Origin of the sequence: Acinetobacter halobius (assembly GCF_044130335.1) — a bacterium.
Lineage (GTDB): Bacteria > Pseudomonadota > Gammaproteobacteria > Pseudomonadales > Moraxellaceae > Acinetobacter.
Genome location: NZ_JBIQOD010000003.1, coordinates 156,030 through 174,271 on the forward strand (window position 1 = coordinate 156,030; position 18,242 = coordinate 174,271).

Consider the following 18,242-nt stretch of genomic DNA (forward strand, 5'->3'; position numbering starts at 1 on the left):
CCTTTCGGCTTTTCTTAATCCTAGCTCATTAAGTTAATTGAGCAGCAGCAATTTTCTTCGTATCAATCTCAGATGCAGGTTTAGTATAGTCTGTCATCTTGTCGAAGCTTAAGTATTGGTAGATGTCAGCAGACATGCTATCAATCTGAGCTGCATACTGTTGATATTCTTCTGGAGTTGGTAATTTACCAAGTACAGCAGCAACAGATGCAAGTTCAGCAGACGCTAAGTAAACGTTCGCACCTTGACCTAAACGGTTCGGGAAGTTACGAGTAGAAGTCGATACACAAGTAGTGTTCGGAGCTACGCGTGCTTGGTTACCCATACACAATGAACAACCTGGCATTTCAGTACGCGCGCCAGCTTTACCATAAGTATTGTAGAAACCTTCTTCCATCAATTGACGTTCGTCCATACGCGTAGGCGGAGCAATCCACAAACGAGTTGAAAGTACGCCACCAGGAACTTTCTCTAACAACTTACCAGTTGCGCGGAAGTGACCGATGTTAGTCATACATGAACCAACGAATACTTCGTCAATTTTCACGCCTTGAACATCAGAAAGCAATTTCGCATCATCTGGGTCATTCGGGCAGCAAAGAACTGGTTCAGTAATTGTCGCAAGGTCAATTTCATACACTTTCGTGTATTCAGCGTCAGCATCAGCTTTAAGAAGTGATGGGTTCGCTAACCATTTTTCCATGTTCTCTACACGACGAGCCATCGTACGCGCATCGCCATAACCTTCAGAAATCATCCACTTCAACATTGTGATGTTTGATTTCAAGTATTCAGCAACTTTCTCTTCAGAAAGTGTAATAGAACAACCCGCAGCAGAACGTTCAGCAGACGCATCAGAAAGTTCGAATGCTTGTTCAACAGTGAGGTCAGTTTCCATTTCTGTTAAGTCGATCTCAAGGATACGGCCAGAGAAGATGTTTTTCTTACCTTTCTTCTCTACAGTTAAGTCACCTTGCTGAATCGCAACGTAAGGAATTGCATGTACAAGGTCACGTAGTGTGATACCAGGTTGCATTTTACCTTTGAACTTAACAAGTACAGATTCAGGCATATCTAGTGGCATAACACCAGTCGCAGCAGCGAATGCTACAAGACCAGAACCCGCTGGGAATGAAATACCAATTGGGAAACGTGTATGTGAGTCACCACCAGTACCAACGGTATCTGGAAGAAGCATACGGTTTAACCAAGAGTGGATAATACCGTCACCTGGACGTAGAGATACACCGCCACGGTTCATGATGAAATCAGGAAGCGAGTGTTGCATTTGAACGTCAACTGGCTTTGGATATGCAGCTGTGTGACAGAAAGATTGCATAACTAGGTCAGCAGAGAAACCTAGGCAAGCCAAGTCTTTCAATTCGTCACGTGTCATTGGACCAGTGGTATCTTGCGAACCAACAGTTGTCATCTTAGGTTCACAGTAAGTACCTGGAAGTACGCCTTGACCTTCAGGAAGACCACATGCGCGACCAACCATTTTCTGTGCTTGAGTGAAACCTTTGCCAGTAGCAGCAGGTTGAACTGGAGTACGGAATAAAGTAGATGGAGCAAGACCTAAAGCTTCACGTGCTTTAGCAGTTAAGCCACGACCAACGATTAAGTTGATACGACCACCTGCACGTACTTCATCTAGAAGTACTGGCGTTTTAAGTTCAGCATCAGCAATGACTGCACCATCTTTAGTTGCAGTTACTTTTGCAGCAGCATGATCAATGTTAAGAACGATTTCATCGCCCATGTTCATGTTTGCAACATCAATTTCGATTGGCAACGCGCCAGCATCTTCCATTGTGTTGAAGAAAATTGGAGCGATTTTAGAACCTAAGCAGTAACCACCGTCTTTTTTGTTCGGGATGTGAGCAATTTCGTCACCGAAGAACCAAAGTACAGAGTTAGTTGCAGATTTACGAGATGAACCTGTACCAACAACGTCACCAACGTATGCAACTTGGTTGCCTTTCGCGATCAAGTCTTTGATTTGGTTTAATGGACCAACTTCACCAGGAACTTCTGGGTTGATACCGTCACGTACGTTTTTCAACATTGCATTTGCGTGCAATGGAATGTCTGGACGGCTCCATGCGTCTTGTGCAGGTGACAAGTCATCAGTGTTGGTTTCGCCAGTAACTTTGAAAACTGTCAGTTTGATTTCAGTAGGAACGTCTTTACGAGTCGTGAACCATTCAGCGTCAGCCCAAGATTGCATAACCGCTTGTGCATTCGCGTTACCCGCTTTTGCTTTGTCTGCAACGTCATGGAACGCATCAAATACAAGAAGCGTTTTCTTCAATGCTTCAGCTGCTAATTCAGCAAGTTCAGCATCATCAAGAAGTGCAACTAAAGGAGCAACGTTATAACCACCAAGCATAGTGCCTAGTAAGTAAACCGCACGTTCTTTAGAAACTAGTGGTGAAGTCGCTTCGCCTTTAGCCAAAGCAGCTAAGAATGCAGCTTTAACGTATGCAGCTTGGTCAACACCCGCTGGAACACGGTTTTCTAGTAAATCAACTAAAAATGCTTCTTCGCCAGCTGGTGGGTTTTTTAATAATTCAACTAATGCAGCTGTTTGAGCATCGTCAAGTGGCTTCGGTGGGACTCCGAGTGCGGCACGTTCTGCAACGTGTTGGCGGTAAGCTTCTAGCACGGTGTTATTCCTCTTTTTTAAAAAATTATTTACGTATTCCTGCTTTAATTAAAGCTACGTAAATAATATGGACTGCTAAATTTTACTAAAATTCCAGTTAAAAGTTAATGCAAGCAGCGTGTTTCTTCGTGATGCCCATTATTTTCTAACTAAATGATGTTCATACCGATTGCACAATGAATACCACATTTACTGCTATTTGCTCAGTCTTTAACACATTAACTTTGGACTGACATTTAAAAACAAAAAGGCAACTCATGTTGCCTTTTTTTTCCAAATATAAGTATTCAACCTTAGTGTACTGTTGTGGCTTGAATATATTGTTTGAAACTTTCACGGCAGCCTTCAAATTTCATCTGAATTTCGTCGTCATGTAAGTTTTGGTGCGCAGAACTTGCAAAAGAAATTTGAACCAAAAACCTTGTAGGTTCCTGAGCAAGCGCGTGTTTGAAGTAAACCTGATCGCCCAAGCTAAGGACATAATGCCCTCCACCAATCACAGCCACACCATTTTCATCTTCCAAGAGTAAATCTGCTTGATTTAAATAGCCGACAACTTCCATTTTCTGCTCCTCTCGTTTTTGTTCTCTTTTTATTATTCTTTATTTTTATATGCTTTTCTATATATATGATTTAGTGTTTTGTCACAAAAGAATACCAACTTAAAATAAAAAACCGTTCATTAGAACGGTTTGTAATCTGGCATGTCTTTATGAGGGGTCGCTATACATTTTTCAGTATATGCCACACGAATTTTTTCTCGTGCCCCTTCAATATCACTCTTGATATCCGCTTCAGGCAAAGCATATACATGCTCAATAATATCTAAGATAAATGCTTTGGTCGTCGCATCTTCTACTTTATTGGCATGTTCAATTGCTTTGTCTTTTTCAATTGCATTTTGACGATCTAGCATAATCGAACGTGCTGCATTTCCTACACTTTTACAATAGCCATGCCATTGCTCTTCTGGCGTTAACGGTTTTTTTTCTGCACAACCCACCAAAGCAATGGCAGCAGCCAAAACAAATAACTTTTTCATTACAACTCTCCTATGTGCTCTATCATAATCAAACTTTTAAAAATGAAGAACCACTCCCCTGCTTTAAATGTGAAAAAAGCCCAGATTTGGGCTTTTTGACTGAACAAATCAACCGCAGCTTGCTTGAACTACTTTATTGGTTTTTGGATCGACTGTTACCGTTACACGTTCTTCACGATAATCCATCGTGACTGGCTGCCCTGGTTGGACTAAACGCACGATCTTCGCACTGGTTTTTTGTTTGATTTGCGCTTCGGTTAAATTTGACTGGCCAATTAAGGCTGTCGCTTGCTCAGTAACACATTTACTCTGACTAGTGCGAAAAAGTTCCCATTCTTCAATGACTTGACCATTAGGTAAATGACAATAACCCACTTCACCATTGGCCTCTTTTCTAATCTCTAATTTTCCACCCTGTTCAACACAGTACGTACTGGCAGGATTAGCCATACCAATATTCGGCTTTTCTGCGTCATTCTTTTGGGCAGTACTACAACCAGACAAAGCTGCCACAATCAATCCGAACATTACAGTTTTTTTCATAAAGGGGATTTCTTTAAATAAAAGATCAACATAGCAAATAAATACGAATGAAACTGTGCGAGTTTTGCAAAAGATTAAACAAAAAAGAAAAGTCCATCAAAAGATGGACTTCTTATACTTAAAACTTGCCTTGTTAAGCCTGTTTTAGTTGACTGAATGGATATCTAGTTCTTCATTTTTCGCTAAAACGACCGAAGCTAAAATTGGAGTACCTAAAATGAATGGTACGGAAAAAATCCAAAAAATCACGGTATAGTGAGGATCGAAGAAAAATTGAATAGCAAGTGCCACCAAAATTAAAACGGAAAATAGAATTGCAGCAAAACGCATTACAAATTTGATCGGCATTATGATCTTCACTCTTAATTTAGCTAATCCATTTACTATACACCTACTTTTAATATGGCTTAATTGATTTTAAGTATCTACTGCCTGTTATTTATAGATTTTATTCATCTACACAAAGACTATTTATTCTGAAATATAATGCGCCATTTAACCGAAGATAAGCCTACATTGATGTAGGCTTATCTGGAAATAGATGCGTTAGAACTTCCAATTGTAGAACAAGTCTATTGCACGCTCTACTGATTGACTCGCCTCTAAGTACATTCGCTTATTCATTTGATAGCGTAATGTCAATTTATTCACAGGAGTAAACACCCCCACACCATAACGAATATACAAATCAGGAGTGATATAACCCGTCAGACTCACTTGAGTATCATCGCCAGTTCCTTGCGCATCTAAAGCCAAACCACTTAATCCAAAAGTACGCCCAAGTTGGTTGGTAAATGCACGTGTTCCTCCCAAACCTAAACTAATCCCTGCAGCAGCAATCGTATTATTAACATCTGATTTGAAACCTTCCGTTTGGCTTAGGCTACTAGAACCTTCATTAATTCGTCCGGTCAGTAATGCATTTAATGCTTCTTGCTCAGACAAACCAGCGTCGTTATACACTTGAATATTCGGTGAGGTTGCCGTACCTGTTACGCGTACTCCAACCGTACTGCCCTGTACGGCTTTGTTTGCATCAATATCTAAAGTTGGGTTACTTAGAGCTCCATTGAAACGCGCAATTGCACGGTTTAAATCTAAACTTTGACCATAGGCTTCAATTTTAACCCGTTGACTAACCCCAATTGCGCCATTAGCACGCATAGCAGTTTCTGCACCACGCTGTGACAAATACAAACGTCCTAATAATGGAATGCGACTGTTAAAGCCCTGGAAAATGACCTGATTACCTAAGCCAACCATGACATCAGCACGGATGTCCCAAGGTTTAGAACTATTTAAAATTGCTAACTGATTTTGCCCTTCTTTGACTATACGAACATCAGAAGATACATTCACCACAGGTACAGACGCTTCTGGCATTGAAATTAAAGCACGCGGAACTTGAATTTCACCATTTAAAGTGAGTTTCTTACTTAATGGTAAAACATCAAGCATAACTTTAGGTGTTACTAATGCCGTAATTAAAGGAGCTTGACGAATAAGTAAATTCTCACCATTCAGCTGCAACTGAATACGCGGATCATTCTTCCAGTCGACGGTTCCTGTTAATTTGCCAACACCACGACCACTATTAAACGCACCATTGATTGTTGCTTGGTCTTGGCGAATTGCTGAATAAAGCTGGATATTGGTCAAGTTCACTGGCAGTGAGATCATGCTAATTGAACCATCTTTTAAACGGACATCCCCCGTCAATAATGGTGCTTTCAACGTACCATTGATTTTACCTGCATAAGAAAGTGTACCTCCCATAGAACGTACATCGGCTATGAATGGCTTAAAGACTTTGAGTTGTACTTGATCAAATGCAATTTCACCACGCATAGGCATGTTGTCACGGTAAGGATCAATAACCACATTGGCATATCCCACGCCAATTTCTGGCGTTTTAACATCCAAACGGATTTGTAGACCTTCAGCCACGCTTTTTGCAACCAACGCTACTTGTTCATATTTTAGTGTTGAACCTAAGTCTTGTGGATCATCTGCAGCTAAGCCAATCACGCCATCACGCGTGACTAGACGAGCATCAATTTTCGGTTTGGCTCCTTGTGCCCAAACCGCTTTTGCATGCCCATTTAGCTTACCAGTAATCGCTAAACCTTCAGGCATAAATGCAGCAAAATCATTTAAGTCTAAATTTTGTGTTAAAAATGAAACATTACCACGTGTTTTGCTCACCCGAATTGGTTGATCAAAACAAAGTTGACTTTGCTGACTCATCCAACAATGCGCACCGATCAGTAAATCTGTATTCGCGCTACTATAAATAACCGAGGCATTTTGGCGCTGAACCAAACGCGCACGCACAGAGTCAAAATCACCTTTTTGAATTTGCCCTAACCAATCATTTTGACTATTAAAGCCACCAGCAAGTTGCACATAAAATTTGGACTTTTCATTTTTCGCAGTGACTTTTAATAGATGTGCTTTACGTGTTCCTGCAAGTGAAATTTCACCTTGTTGAATTTCACGATTACCACTACGTAAACTTTCCATTTTTGCCGTCATAAGTGACGGTGTCGTTTCTGATGTCGGCAGCTGCCCAATAATACGCAATTTACGCATATCTATTAGATCTTTAAAGCCAAAATTATCTACCGCTAAGTTTGCTGTTGCTCTTAATCGGGGTTGCGACTGAACATTTAAATATCCGTATGCGCGACCACGCAAGCCTGCATAAATTTCATACAGTGCAGGTGCATTAATATTCAGTCTTAAATTTTGCGCATTACCCGTCGCTTGAATTTGGTTTTTAGCATAAGCCAACAGCAAGTTATTCGCTTCAAACTGCTGAGGTAAAAAGCCTTTTTGATTAGAGTTTAATACCAAAGCCAAGTTACCTGTACCACGTACAGGTTTGTTATTCAAAGTACCTGCCAAATTTAAACTTTCAATGTTAATTCGCTTTAAAGCATCCGACCATGTGCCTTTCGTCTTCACCACACCAGACAATTCACCTGTGACACTCGATGCAAAATACTGTGGCTTGAAACGAATGAATGCTGCATTCACATCCCAAGTGATGCCGTGAATAAAATGCACCAGACCACTGGCATTAATTTGACCTGCAACTCCGTTATGCTTGAGCTCAGTTATTTTAATAAACTCAGGTGTTCCTGATAATCTTAGGTTTAATGTACCTTGACTGGCTTCAAGCTGGCTGGCTTTTAAAGCCCCGTCATAGTTCATAGCATAACCTTTAAAGCCACCACCTGCTTTTTCATCATTAAACAACAATGCTGCAGTTGACTTGCCAGTTAAGTGAACAGTTTCATTGTTGCTAACCATTTTTCCAGTCAGATCAATACCCTGTAATTGAATAATCTGTTGATTCGGCTTGGCATACCCACTAGCTTGAAGTTTTCCATTCAATAGATTAATCGGTGCTGCTGCTGTAACAGTTTGCGGATTAAAGTCTTTTGCGTTTAAAACAGCTTTCCATTTTAATTGACGTTTATCACTTGGAAGCTCAACAAATGCATTACCTGTTAAACTTCCTTGGCCTGCAACATAGCTAAAACTTGGAACATTTAAGTTATTATTTTTAAGATTTAACTGTGCAAGGTAATGACCCGCAGGTAAGGTCGCTTTTTCGTGTTTACTCACAACAGTCGCAACATGAATATCTTGCTGACCTTCAACTAAAGCCAGTTTTACATCACCTGAAGCACTACTTAACCAGCCAACATAAGGTACGGCGCGATCAATATTTTTCCAAGAGACATCCATCAACATTGGCTGGACTTTATTATTTTTCTCTGGATTTTGGTCTAGCGCAAGATGCCATGATTCATAACGATCAAAGTCAAGATTTGCAGTTAAATGCAGGCCTTTTTCAAGTGTACCCTTCGATGCAATTTTGGCATCTAAGCTGGGCGGTAAAAAATCAGAAATAACTTGAGGCAATACATCATCTTTAGGATTTAGTTTATCCAAACGACCTTGTAAATTCCAAGTAACATGGTCTTTCCAGCTCACCACACCACCGACATTAACAGAACCCTTCATCAACTGCGCATTTAGGTTATCAATGTCAAGTTGATGAACCAAATCGGTATGCATCAAAGCAGTGTATTGGCCTTTAGGAATGTCTTTACCACTCAAATCTGTGTTTAAGTCGATATCCAACCGTTGAATATCACCTGCAAATTTAGCAACACCTTTTTCAGCATACAATTTGTAATCGCTGAGCAGTGGCACATGATAATGATTAAATTTGAGCTGTCCTTGCATCGGCACATGTTTACGTACGGGATGTATAATCGCCCAACCTGTTAGTAAGTCAGGCGTTCGGGTCGCAACACCCGCTTGAATGGTATCTAAGCTACCTTTGGCATGAACGGCAATATCATGTACGTTTAAACTGTTATTTAAGGAAGGGATGTTTGCAATTGCTGTCGCTTCAAGCGGATATTTTCCTGAAAATTTCATTTTTCCAGTTGCATTACGTACAGCCAAATACCCCATATTCATACTTGAATTTTCAAACTCAAGCTCTGTACCCGACCATAAGGCATCATTTAAATGTACATCATAAAAATCAACATGCGCGCCTGTCGCAGTTTTAATATTTAAATGATCAACATCAGCCGTATCTAAGCGCAACACAAAAGGGAGTTTAATTTCATTAAACTTAAATGGTTCATCGCTTGGCTTACCTTTGGTTATAATTCTAAGGTTGCGAACATCAGCTCTACGTAAGTGAATTTCTTTATCTAATATAGCGCGCCACCCCAAACTGACATCGGCACGATCAATTTTGACATCAACAGGCTTTAATGTGACCACTACATTTTTAAGAATAATACCTTTCCACAGATTACCGCTTTCATATTCATAGTTAATAATCTTTTGGCGCTCTAATACTTGATCGAGTAAGAACTTACTGCCTCTATCTGTAGAAAACATAACTGCAAGTGATATCACCAACAAGATGAGTGTCAACATCAGCGTCAAAATGACACTTCTAAAAATGCGCCGCTGTTGTTTTAACGGCGTAGGTGTTGGTTCTTGCTGCTGCTCTACTTCAGCCATAATCTTCCCAAAAAATGCTAAATTTTATAATAATGAACCGATAAAGAAATGTAGACGGATAGGATGACTGTCATCTGAAATCCCTGATGCTACATCAATACGAATTGGACCAATCGGTGATGCCCAACGAATGCCTAAACCAACACTGTATTCGGTGTCATTGCTAAAATCTTTATCATACGCATTACCAAAGTCACTAAAAATAGCTGCACGCCAGCCTTCCTTAAATTGATAGTTGTATTCCATTGAACCTACAGCTAAGGCTTGACCACCTACTTTAAACCCGTCCACAGTTGGAGATAAACTCTTATAATCAAAACCACGAATACCTTGGTCGCCACCCGTAAAGTAACGTAAGTTATATGGTACTTTACTAAAGTCTTGAGTAAAGATATAACCGAGATCTCCACGTCCTACGAATTGGTGATTATCATTTTCACCCAATGAATAAATAAAACGCCATCCTGCATTCACAATTGCCATGTCTGCATCTGAGAGTAGGCTTTCACTCCCCAGTTCAAGCTTATAAGTTTGTTTAATGCCCTTACTTGGATTGACACGTTTATCGCTATCAATTCTGGAAATTTCATAACCAAATAGCAGTGACTCTTGCTCAGGGTCGTCATTTGCAATAAAGGCATCTGGAATATCGTCTTCATCTGCAACCCCTTTTTGGGTTAAACGATCTAAACGATAACGCACACCATAGGTATGTTGCCAATTTCCCATCGGATTTTTAATAACACGGTCTGCACCAATAACTGCTGATTCAGTTTGTAAACTTACGCCCTGTCCAACATCATCTTGTTCTTCACGCTCATAACCACCCACAAGGCTCACATAGTCATTCAATGGATGCTTATAGGGGATGTTATATCGACCGTCAATAGACTGACGGATTTGTGAAAGTTCTAAGTTCGCATCAAACGAGTGGCCACGATTGTTAACAATGGCACGGCGATATTGCGCACGTAAACGAGCACCTGTATCACTACCATAACCAGCACCCAGTTCAGCGCTATTCAATTGATCGGCATTTAACGTGACTTTAACAGGGATGACCTTTGTATCTCGCGCTTCAATTTTTAGACGTTCTTCTTCGCTTTGTTTTAATTCTTGTGCAGTTTTTAATGCCGCTTGTGCTTGATTTTGTTCTACATCATTCACACCTGCAAACTGAGTTTCGCTTACGACAGACTGAGTCACTTCACGATTTGACACAACCTGTTGTTTTTCCTGAGCCAAAACATCTTGACGAGAAAGTTGCTGTTCATCGACCAATTTCTGCAAATCAGGAGGTAATTCGCTTGGCATTTCAACTGGATCTGGTCGAACAGCATCTACCAAACTATAGTTAAAGTAACGTGAGTTGGTCAAATTGTTGGCCAAACCATTTACACGCCAAAAGGTATAATCCGCCCCGGGCTCCCATGTCACTAGACTTTGTAAAACATCTAGATCAATTGGTAGCGGCTTATCGGGATCACTCATTACAAACTCTACGTCGCCCAGCTTATAACGACTGCCTGTCTCAAAACGCAGGTTAATATCTGCTGTATTTTGTGGTTGTTCCACTTTCACATCGTGTAAGCGCCAATAACTATCAAAGAAACCGTTATTACTTGCAGCCTCATTGACTCGTCCTTTAGTTGACTCATATAAGCCATGATTTAATACATCGCCCACGTCTTGTTCAGGCAAAACCCGTATCACTTGGAACTGCGGTAAATTTGCACCTGCACCACTAAATTCAATGTTTTGCTCTTCGATACGAACGGGTGTATTCGGCGTGACTTGAACACGGACACGACTACTACTGGTTTTTTCAAACTTAAACTCAGCATTATAAAAACCAACCGCTTGCGCTGCTTGATTCGACAGTGTACGAAGTTGCGGTAATGCCGATGGGAAATCATCAAAAGATTCTTGGGTGAAACTCGATAACTTGCCCTTAATATTGTCTTTTAAATTAACCAATGCTGCTTGATAAGCTTTATTCGATATCTCACCTTCATATTTTGCATTGATAATTTCAACATCAGCACTGATCCGTGGAACTTTGGCGCTATCCATTTCTTTTGGTGGTCGAATCTTATAGAGCATCCGTTTAAAGAAATTCGGTTCTTTGGCGATTTTCTCTTCGGTACTCATGTCAAAATCTAAGGTATTTCCGGCGGTATTTGCCTCTACCGAAATTTGACTATCCGCCTGAATATTTCGCATCAAATCGTCGACATTAACAGGTGCTTGATTAATCTCAGCCATTTCCTGCTGTGTCGCATCTGCCACGACAAGCTCTTTCTTTTGACCACTGCGGTAGGCCTGTGCTTCTGCTTTGGCTTGCTCTGCTACCTGATAAATATCATTTGCCATATTCTGATCAACTTGAACATCAGGCAAATCCTCAAGGTCTTCAAATTGAATTGGTGCAAATTCAGCTAAGTTTTTTAAAGAAGTTTGTTGCTGTTGCAACATTTGCATACTGTCTGGAACAGTAGGTTCAACCGCCATATTTTTAACTTTCTGTAATACTTCAGTACTGCTCACCCCCTGAAGAATCGCTTCTTTTTTAATCTCTTCAGTCATTTGTGCATTTGTTTGCGTATTCACTTGCACACTGCTTGGCTCAATAGCAACAGGCGTTTCTGCAAAACTTGCTTGTGACAAAAGCGTTAAAAAGATACTCAGGCATAAATATTTATTGTTATGATGCCACGGTATGAAAGAATTCATACTCAATGAAAGAGTCGACTTTTTAAAATTTGTTTTGGCAAGCATAGAAAACTCTAAATTTATTTAATCTTTATGGATTTGCTCTAATGAAATGACCCAAAAGAACTGAAATCTATTGATTATTTTACCCAATTTCAGGTTTTAAATATCTTACATGATTTTATTGAACGATTGAGCAATTAGTCACATTTCTTAATAAAACTTAATGCAGTGCAAAAAGCATGAAAAACAATGAACATCTATTAAGTACCCGTCGCTTTCTTCCCATGTTTATTACCCAATTCTTTGGTGCATTAAACGACAATGTTTATAAACAAGCTTTGCTTTTAGTCATTACTTATGGATGGATTAATCAACAAGCAGCCAGTGTAAGTACACTCAATAATCTAGCTGCACTTTTATTTATCCTACCTTACTTTATTTTCTCCGCAACAGCAGGACAAATTGCTGACAAATTTGAACGCTCACAGTTGATTCGCGGCATTAAAATTTTAGAAATTGTGATTATGCTGATTGGCTCAGCAGGATTCTTATTGGGAAATCTATGGTTGCTGTTGTTGGCTTTATTTATGATGGGCACACACTCCACCTTCTTTGGCCCAATCAAATACGCCATTTTACCTGAGATTCTCAAGCCAAATGAACTCATGTCTGGCAACGCATTGTTCCAATCAGGTACATCTATTGCCATATTGGTGGGCATGATTTTAGGTGGTGCGGTCATTTCAGCGTCAAATGGCAATTTGTTTTGGATTAGCCTGACTGTGGTTACGATTGCTATTTTGGGTTATTTCTCTAGCCGCTATATTTTAAAACAAAAAGTCAGCGCACCCGATTTAAAGATCGACTGGAATTTCTTTAGAACCAGTTTTCAAACACTTCAATATGCCAAAAGCCTGCCCCTCATTTTTATGGTTTTACTGGGGAATTCATGGTATTGGTTTTATGGGGCGACCTACCTCACTCAAATTCCGCAGTTGACCTTGCAAAATCTACACGCTTCAGAAAATGTCGTAAGTCTACTCTTGACCTTTTTCTCTGTCGGCATTGGGGTCGGTTCGCTGTTATGCCGTAAGATTGGTGGTTCAGAAGTAAATATAAAAATGGTGCCTGTGGGTGCTATTGGACTGACTTTATTTGCCTTTTATTTGGCCTTGAGTCTCGCTTATGTCCCAGAACGTACAGGGGCAATGCTCAATGTTAGCGATATGTTCAACCACGGTATGGTTTACTATCATGTCATGCTCGCAGTGACTTTGCTTGGCATTAGTGGTGGTTTTTATATTGTACCCTTGTATGCCATGATGCAAGCGTATTCTCCGCGGTCACACCGTGCACGTGTTGTTGCCGCAAACAACATTTTAAATGCGGTGTTTATGGTGTCATCTGCTGTATTTTCGATTATCATTTTAAGTGTTTTAAAGATTGATATTAAAATACTTTTCAGCATTACCGCTATATTAAGTGCAGTTTTTACAGTATGGTTGTTATATCGACTTAAGCCTATGCTAAAAACTGTACAACCTGAGTTAGAGGACTAAAGTTATGCGTCATTACACTGGCATAGATAAATTTATCAATTCTTTTGATCAAGCCCTGCGCAGCTTAGTTCCTGGCACAACGTCTGCTCAACGCGAGAACCCAGGTAAGGCGGTAGAAACCCAACTGGCCGTCAGTGAAGCGCGTCATGTTGCTGGTTTAATGCGAGTCAACCATAGTGGCGAAGTCTGTGCTCAAGCGCTCTATCATGGTCAGGCCTTAACTGCAAAACTGCCAAATGTACGCCGTGAAATGGAACAAGCCGCGATTGAAGAACAAGACCATCTCGCATGGTGTGAAGACCGCTTAAAAGAACTGGATAGCCATACCAGTCTGCTCAATCCAATTTGGTATGGTTTGTCTTTTGGTATGGGCGCAATCGCAGGCATTGCAGGCGATAAATATAGCTTAGGTTTTGTTGCAGAAACGGAGCGCCAAGTCAGTCTGCATTTACAACACCACATCAGCCAACTCCCTGCTCAAGATGATCGTTCACGCAATATCCTTGTACAAATGAATGAAGATGAATTACATCACCGTGATACAGCACTAAATGCTGGCGGTGTCGATTTACCTATTCCTGTCAAAATCACCATGACGGCTATATCAAAACTCATGACCAAGACCAGTTATTTTATTTAAACAACAAGGGTTTAAATAAAAAAGCAGTGGAATCACCACTGCTTTTTTATTGACTTAGTTCTGAGTTATTCCACAACGATCGGCAACAATAAGGTATTGCTTACTTGTTTCAAATTCGCTGTATATTTAGTTGCCAATGAAGGGTTGGATGGATAACTTTTTCCGTTGAACTTGAGTATGACCTGTCCTAAACCACGTGTGTAAACCGACAAATCATGCCAACCTTGCGTCTGTGTACTTAAAGCATAAATTGGGGTAGATGATACGGTCATTTTGCTATGTGGTTGGAAGCGTCCATTAGCAAGTCCTTTAAAGACCAATAAAGTACATCCACCAGAACCACACCATTCTGAACCATCCAGCAGTACCACTGCATCAGCCAGACCATCCTGATTCAAATCAAAAGTATTAGTTTGATAATTTGACTGATCTTGCGTATAGGCATGCACCGCCTGCTCTAGCGCTTTATTTTCAGCAGATTTCGATGCTGAGACTTCATTCCCAACTGTACTTGTCACTACTGAAGTCAGATCTGATTCCGCTTCAACCATGTTTGATGGATTTGATTGACAACCCGCTACAAGCATTGCTAAAAAAAGCGCACTCAAAATTTGTATTTTCATGAAATAACTCGCTTTGAATTGTATTTTTATATACATCTTAAAGCAGTTATAAATGCAATCACACTTCAATATGTTAATTGGTTTCTAAACAACTGACCGTTGGAAATGTATGCTCTGCATGTTGAAAGGCAGCATCCTTCCACACATCAAACATTGGAATTTTAACATCTAAAGCCAAAGGCAGTTTCTTAGGATTAAATTGCATATGCTCTAGGTTGTCACCCCATGCAATCAAATCAACATCCAAAGCAATTTGATGCGATGGACGAATTCGTCCAGAGGCATTTTCCATTTTTTTCAGCAGGACTGAAATCTCAGAAGCAGACAAAGTTGATTTCAGCAAACACGCTGCATTCCAATAATCTGCTCCGACACCATCACGACATGGAATTAAATAAATGTTCGAAAATTGCAACTGCCCAATTTTAGATAACTCATCAGAGGCATATAAAAAATGTTGCTGAGGGTTATTATTACTCGCCAGAGCTAAGGCGAAAATCGTTTCGGTGGCGTTCAAGACGAATTCCTACAGAATTTGCTTGCGCGATAATGGCAGGCTTACGGATGGTAATATTAATTGATTCAATCGCATGAAAGGTAGAAAAAAGTGCGTTGATGACCAACTTTGCCGCATGTTCAATCAGTTCAGGCTTGGCTTCTTGAATAACCTTTGCCGCGATTTCACAAATTTCAGCATAATTTAAGGTATGGTCTAAGTCATCTGAGTTTGATGCTTGCTCCAAATCTGTTTGAATAATCATATCCAACATTAAAGGCTGAATAATCTGACGTTCCCAGTTAAAACAGCCAATCACTGTTTCAACTTTTAAACCTTCAATGATAATTGCGTCCACATTATTACCTTTAACCGATTTTGACTTTTTAATTCCTGCATTACGAAACCATGTTTCTCACCCCTTTAACAGGAAAGCGTTTTTCAGTCCCTCTTTTCAAAAGAAGGACTGAAAGGGATTTTTTGGAGAATGTGCTTCAAAAGAATTTAGTTTTTTAACAACACATTTGGGTCGATAGTTTGCACCATTTGCAAACGCTGGTCAGCATAGATGTCGGTATACGGTGCAAGGATGCGCATGAAACGATCGAAATACAGCATCTGTTTAAATAACAAGGCAAAATCACGTGGGAAGCGAATGCCGTGACGCTCGCCCACTGCGACCATATCCATCATAATGTCATTCAAATCTGCTGGGTTTGAACTCAGCAATTCTTGCGGATCTGCCAACAGCACACCACTAAATAAACGCTCAAGATCTGCGGCCAACACTTGCGTATCAATCTGCACTGCGGTCATGCCCATTTTCAGCATGTTTTCCGCCATGAGTGCATAATCGGTTTTTTGTAAGGCATCCATAAAGGCGATACAAGCTGTCCAGACTTCAGGTTTCAACTGGCCCACAATTCCAAAGTCAATAAAACCGACACGACCATCATCAAGCAACATCAAGTTTCCAGCGTGTAAGTCAGCATGGAAGCTATTACACATCATCAGACTACCAAACCATGTATTCATGGCAGTAATCAGGACTTGTGATGGATCTTTGCAACGCTGTTTCACCACATTAAAATCGGTTAATGGTACACCATATAACCGTTGCATGGTCAGCACACGGCGAGTCGAATATTGGTGATAGACCTTCGGTGCCATGGCTTTATGGTTTTGTGTGATATTGAGATAGTTCACAAAGTCATCCAGATTACTGGCTTCTTCAATAAAATCGACTTCACGAACCATGCGGGTTTTGATTTCTTCTACAATGTCTGCAAGAGATGCAAATTTGACTTTAGGCACCGCTTTTTCCAAGACCTTGGTTGCCCAGTGCAGCACATTTAAGTCAGTATAGAGAATTGTTTCTACACCTGGCTTTTGCACTTTAATCACTACATCTTCGCCCGTTACCAGTTTTGCGGCATGGACTTGGGCAATAGATGCCGAAGCTAACGGTGTTTCATCAATTGATGCAAAAATCTCAGACAGATTTCGACCTTCAAACTCAGACGCCAAAACCCCTTGTACATAACTAAACGGTAAAGATGGGGTTTGGTCTAAACAGCCTTGGAATTCTTCAACGTATTCACGTGGAAAAAGTGAAGGTGTACTGGCAATAAACTGACCCAACTTGATATAGGTTGAACCCAAAGACTCAAAGGTTTCACGCATCAGTTTGGCATTACTTGGTTTTTCAGTTGCGTACTTAATACCTGCACGCGCTGCAATGACTGCTGTTTCCCCAACACGGGCAACAGAGCGCAGTCCATCTAAAAAGATATTGTTTTTCATAATATCGGTCAAAAATAAATTGTATTGAGTGTATCAAAGAATGAAAAAATTGCAGGCTTATCTTGCCTGACAAACTGGACAATCTGTATCTTTTTCGAAAGCAAGCAAACGTTGTTTCATACTTAAGCCATCCCAAAGCAACAGGCGTTGTTTGAGTGCGGAGACATTTAAACCTAAGTATAAAAGTGCATGATGCGCTTGAAGACTAGCCATTACGTTCGGAGTGGTGGCAAGAACGCCCGAATCTGCACAGCGTAGGCTTTCATTTTCATGTTCTTCTTTCGGGAACAGACATTCATAGCAAGCGGACTCACCTTCCACCATAAAGAGTTGCCCTTGAAAACCAATAGCTGATGCACTGATGAGTGGAATATTGGCCGCTTTACACTGCTGATTGACCAAATACCGCGTCGTAAAATTATCACAACCATCAAGAACTAGGTCTTGACCAACAATTAAGCGAGCTGCATTAGATGTATCAAGCTTTACAGTATGCGCATGGACTTGAATATAGGGATTGATCTGCTTTAAACGCTGGGCCAAAACCTCTGCTTTATAGAAACCGACATTGTTTTCTACATAGGCAATCTGTCTTTGCAGATTGCTTACTTCGATCGTATCTGCATCAATCAGAGTGATTTGCCCTACGCCAGCACGTGCCAGTAACTCCGCAGTCAAACAACCGATGCCTCCACAACCCACGATGAGTACATTGGCTAACTTGAGTTTTTCTTGTGCCTCTATATCCCATCCGTCCAATAAAATTTGGCGGCTATAGAGATGCATTTCAGCATTACTGAGTTCTAGACTTTCATCTAACTCGTCCATGATTCAGCCTTTTGCTAAAGAAAATATTGATGTCGAATTATAACTATGAAACTAAGATTGGCTATGCACAAATTCAATAAATGCGATGTGCTTCAAATGGCTCATCTTTTCATTTTTAAATTACGGATATTGAATCATAGTAGTTGCCTAGTTAAATTTACTTAGGCTATTTATACATCTAGCTATATTTCAGGCAGTGTTCCCACAGGTCACATATCACTATAAATGGAGCAAAGAAAAGCCAGCCTATTTAGAACTGACTGG

At 40.4% G+C, this 18,242-nt stretch carries 14 protein-coding genes; 2 read left to right on the forward strand and 12 right to left on the reverse strand.

The features are described 5' to 3' along the window. Positions 1-28: 28 nt before the first annotated feature. From ACE01U_RS04570 to ACE01U_RS04600, 7 genes are all read right to left on the reverse strand, one after another. Entirely contained in the window at positions 29-2,668 is a 2,640-nt protein-coding gene (locus ACE01U_RS04570; RefSeq protein ID WP_110974152.1) for a bifunctional aconitate hydratase 2/2-methylisocitrate dehydratase, read from the reverse strand. Between the two features lie 293 nt (positions 2,669-2,961). Continuing rightward, on the reverse strand, positions 2,962-3,231 hold the full coding sequence (locus ACE01U_RS04575; protein WP_395578812.1) for a hypothetical protein: 270 nt from the start codon (positions 3,229-3,231) through the stop codon (positions 2,962-2,964). Positions 3,232-3,350: 119 nt separating this feature from the next. Beyond that, positions 3,351-3,710: a hypothetical protein gene (locus ACE01U_RS04580; RefSeq protein ID WP_395578813.1), complete on the reverse strand. Its 360-nt coding sequence runs from the start codon at positions 3,708-3,710 to the stop codon at positions 3,351-3,353. A gap of 108 nt (positions 3,711-3,818) precedes the next feature. After that, positions 3,819-4,253 (reverse strand): I78 family peptidase inhibitor, encoded by a 435-nt coding sequence (locus ACE01U_RS04585; protein WP_395578814.1) that lies wholly within the window; start codon positions 4,251-4,253, stop codon positions 3,819-3,821. Between the two features lie 144 nt (positions 4,254-4,397). Continuing rightward, on the reverse strand, positions 4,398-4,601 hold the full coding sequence (locus ACE01U_RS04590) for a hypothetical protein (protein WP_086207640.1): 204 nt from the start codon (positions 4,599-4,601) through the stop codon (positions 4,398-4,400). Between the two features lie 198 nt (positions 4,602-4,799). Next, positions 4,800-9,314, reverse strand: a complete 4,515-nt coding sequence (locus tag ACE01U_RS04595; protein WP_395578815.1) for a translocation/assembly module TamB domain-containing protein — start codon at positions 9,312-9,314, stop codon at positions 4,800-4,802. Between the two features lie 24 nt (positions 9,315-9,338). Continuing rightward, a complete protein-coding gene (locus ACE01U_RS04600; RefSeq protein WP_395578816.1) occupies positions 9,339-12,092 on the reverse strand; it encodes an autotransporter assembly complex protein TamA in 2,754 nt (917 codons plus the stop codon). A 176-nt stretch (positions 12,093-12,268) separates the two neighbouring features. Between ACE01U_RS04600 and ACE01U_RS04605 the strand changes: the two genes are divergently transcribed. After that, a complete protein-coding gene (locus ACE01U_RS04605; protein WP_086207709.1) occupies positions 12,269-13,588 on the forward strand; it encodes an MFS transporter in 1,320 nt (439 codons plus the stop codon). 4 nt (positions 13,589-13,592) lie between these two features. Then, positions 13,593-14,228 (forward strand): 2-polyprenyl-3-methyl-6-methoxy-1,4-benzoquinone monooxygenase, encoded by a 636-nt coding sequence (coq7, locus tag ACE01U_RS04610; protein WP_004696505.1) that lies wholly within the window; start codon positions 13,593-13,595, stop codon positions 14,226-14,228. Positions 14,229-14,293: 65 nt separating this feature from the next. On the opposite strand, the gene ACE01U_RS04615 is transcribed toward coq7, so the two are convergent. From ACE01U_RS04615 to ACE01U_RS04635, 5 genes are all read right to left on the reverse strand, one after another. Further along, complete coding sequence (locus tag ACE01U_RS04615) at positions 14,294-14,851, reverse strand: hypothetical protein (RefSeq protein ID WP_228199368.1); 558 nt, start codon at positions 14,849-14,851, stop codon at positions 14,294-14,296. Between the two features lie 73 nt (positions 14,852-14,924). Beyond that, complete coding sequence (locus ACE01U_RS04620; RefSeq protein WP_151706689.1) at positions 14,925-15,368, reverse strand: 2-amino-4-hydroxy-6-hydroxymethyldihydropteridine diphosphokinase; 444 nt, start codon at positions 15,366-15,368, stop codon at positions 14,925-14,927. After that, on the reverse strand, positions 15,325-15,705 hold the full coding sequence (folB, locus tag ACE01U_RS04625; protein WP_151706690.1) for a dihydroneopterin aldolase: 381 nt from the start codon (positions 15,703-15,705) through the stop codon (positions 15,325-15,327). Before folB ends, ACE01U_RS04620 begins: the two co-directional genes overlap by 44 nt. Positions 15,706-15,851: 146 nt before the next feature. Continuing rightward, a complete protein-coding gene (locus ACE01U_RS04630) occupies positions 15,852-17,150 on the reverse strand; it encodes an ABC1 kinase family protein (protein ID WP_110974157.1) in 1,299 nt (432 codons plus the stop codon). Positions 17,151-17,207: 57 nt separating this feature from the next. After that, positions 17,208-17,978, reverse strand: coding sequence for a HesA/MoeB/ThiF family protein (locus tag ACE01U_RS04635; RefSeq protein ID WP_119062893.1), 771 nt, complete (start codon positions 17,976-17,978; stop codon positions 17,208-17,210). Between the last annotated feature and the right edge of the window lie 264 nt (positions 17,979-18,242).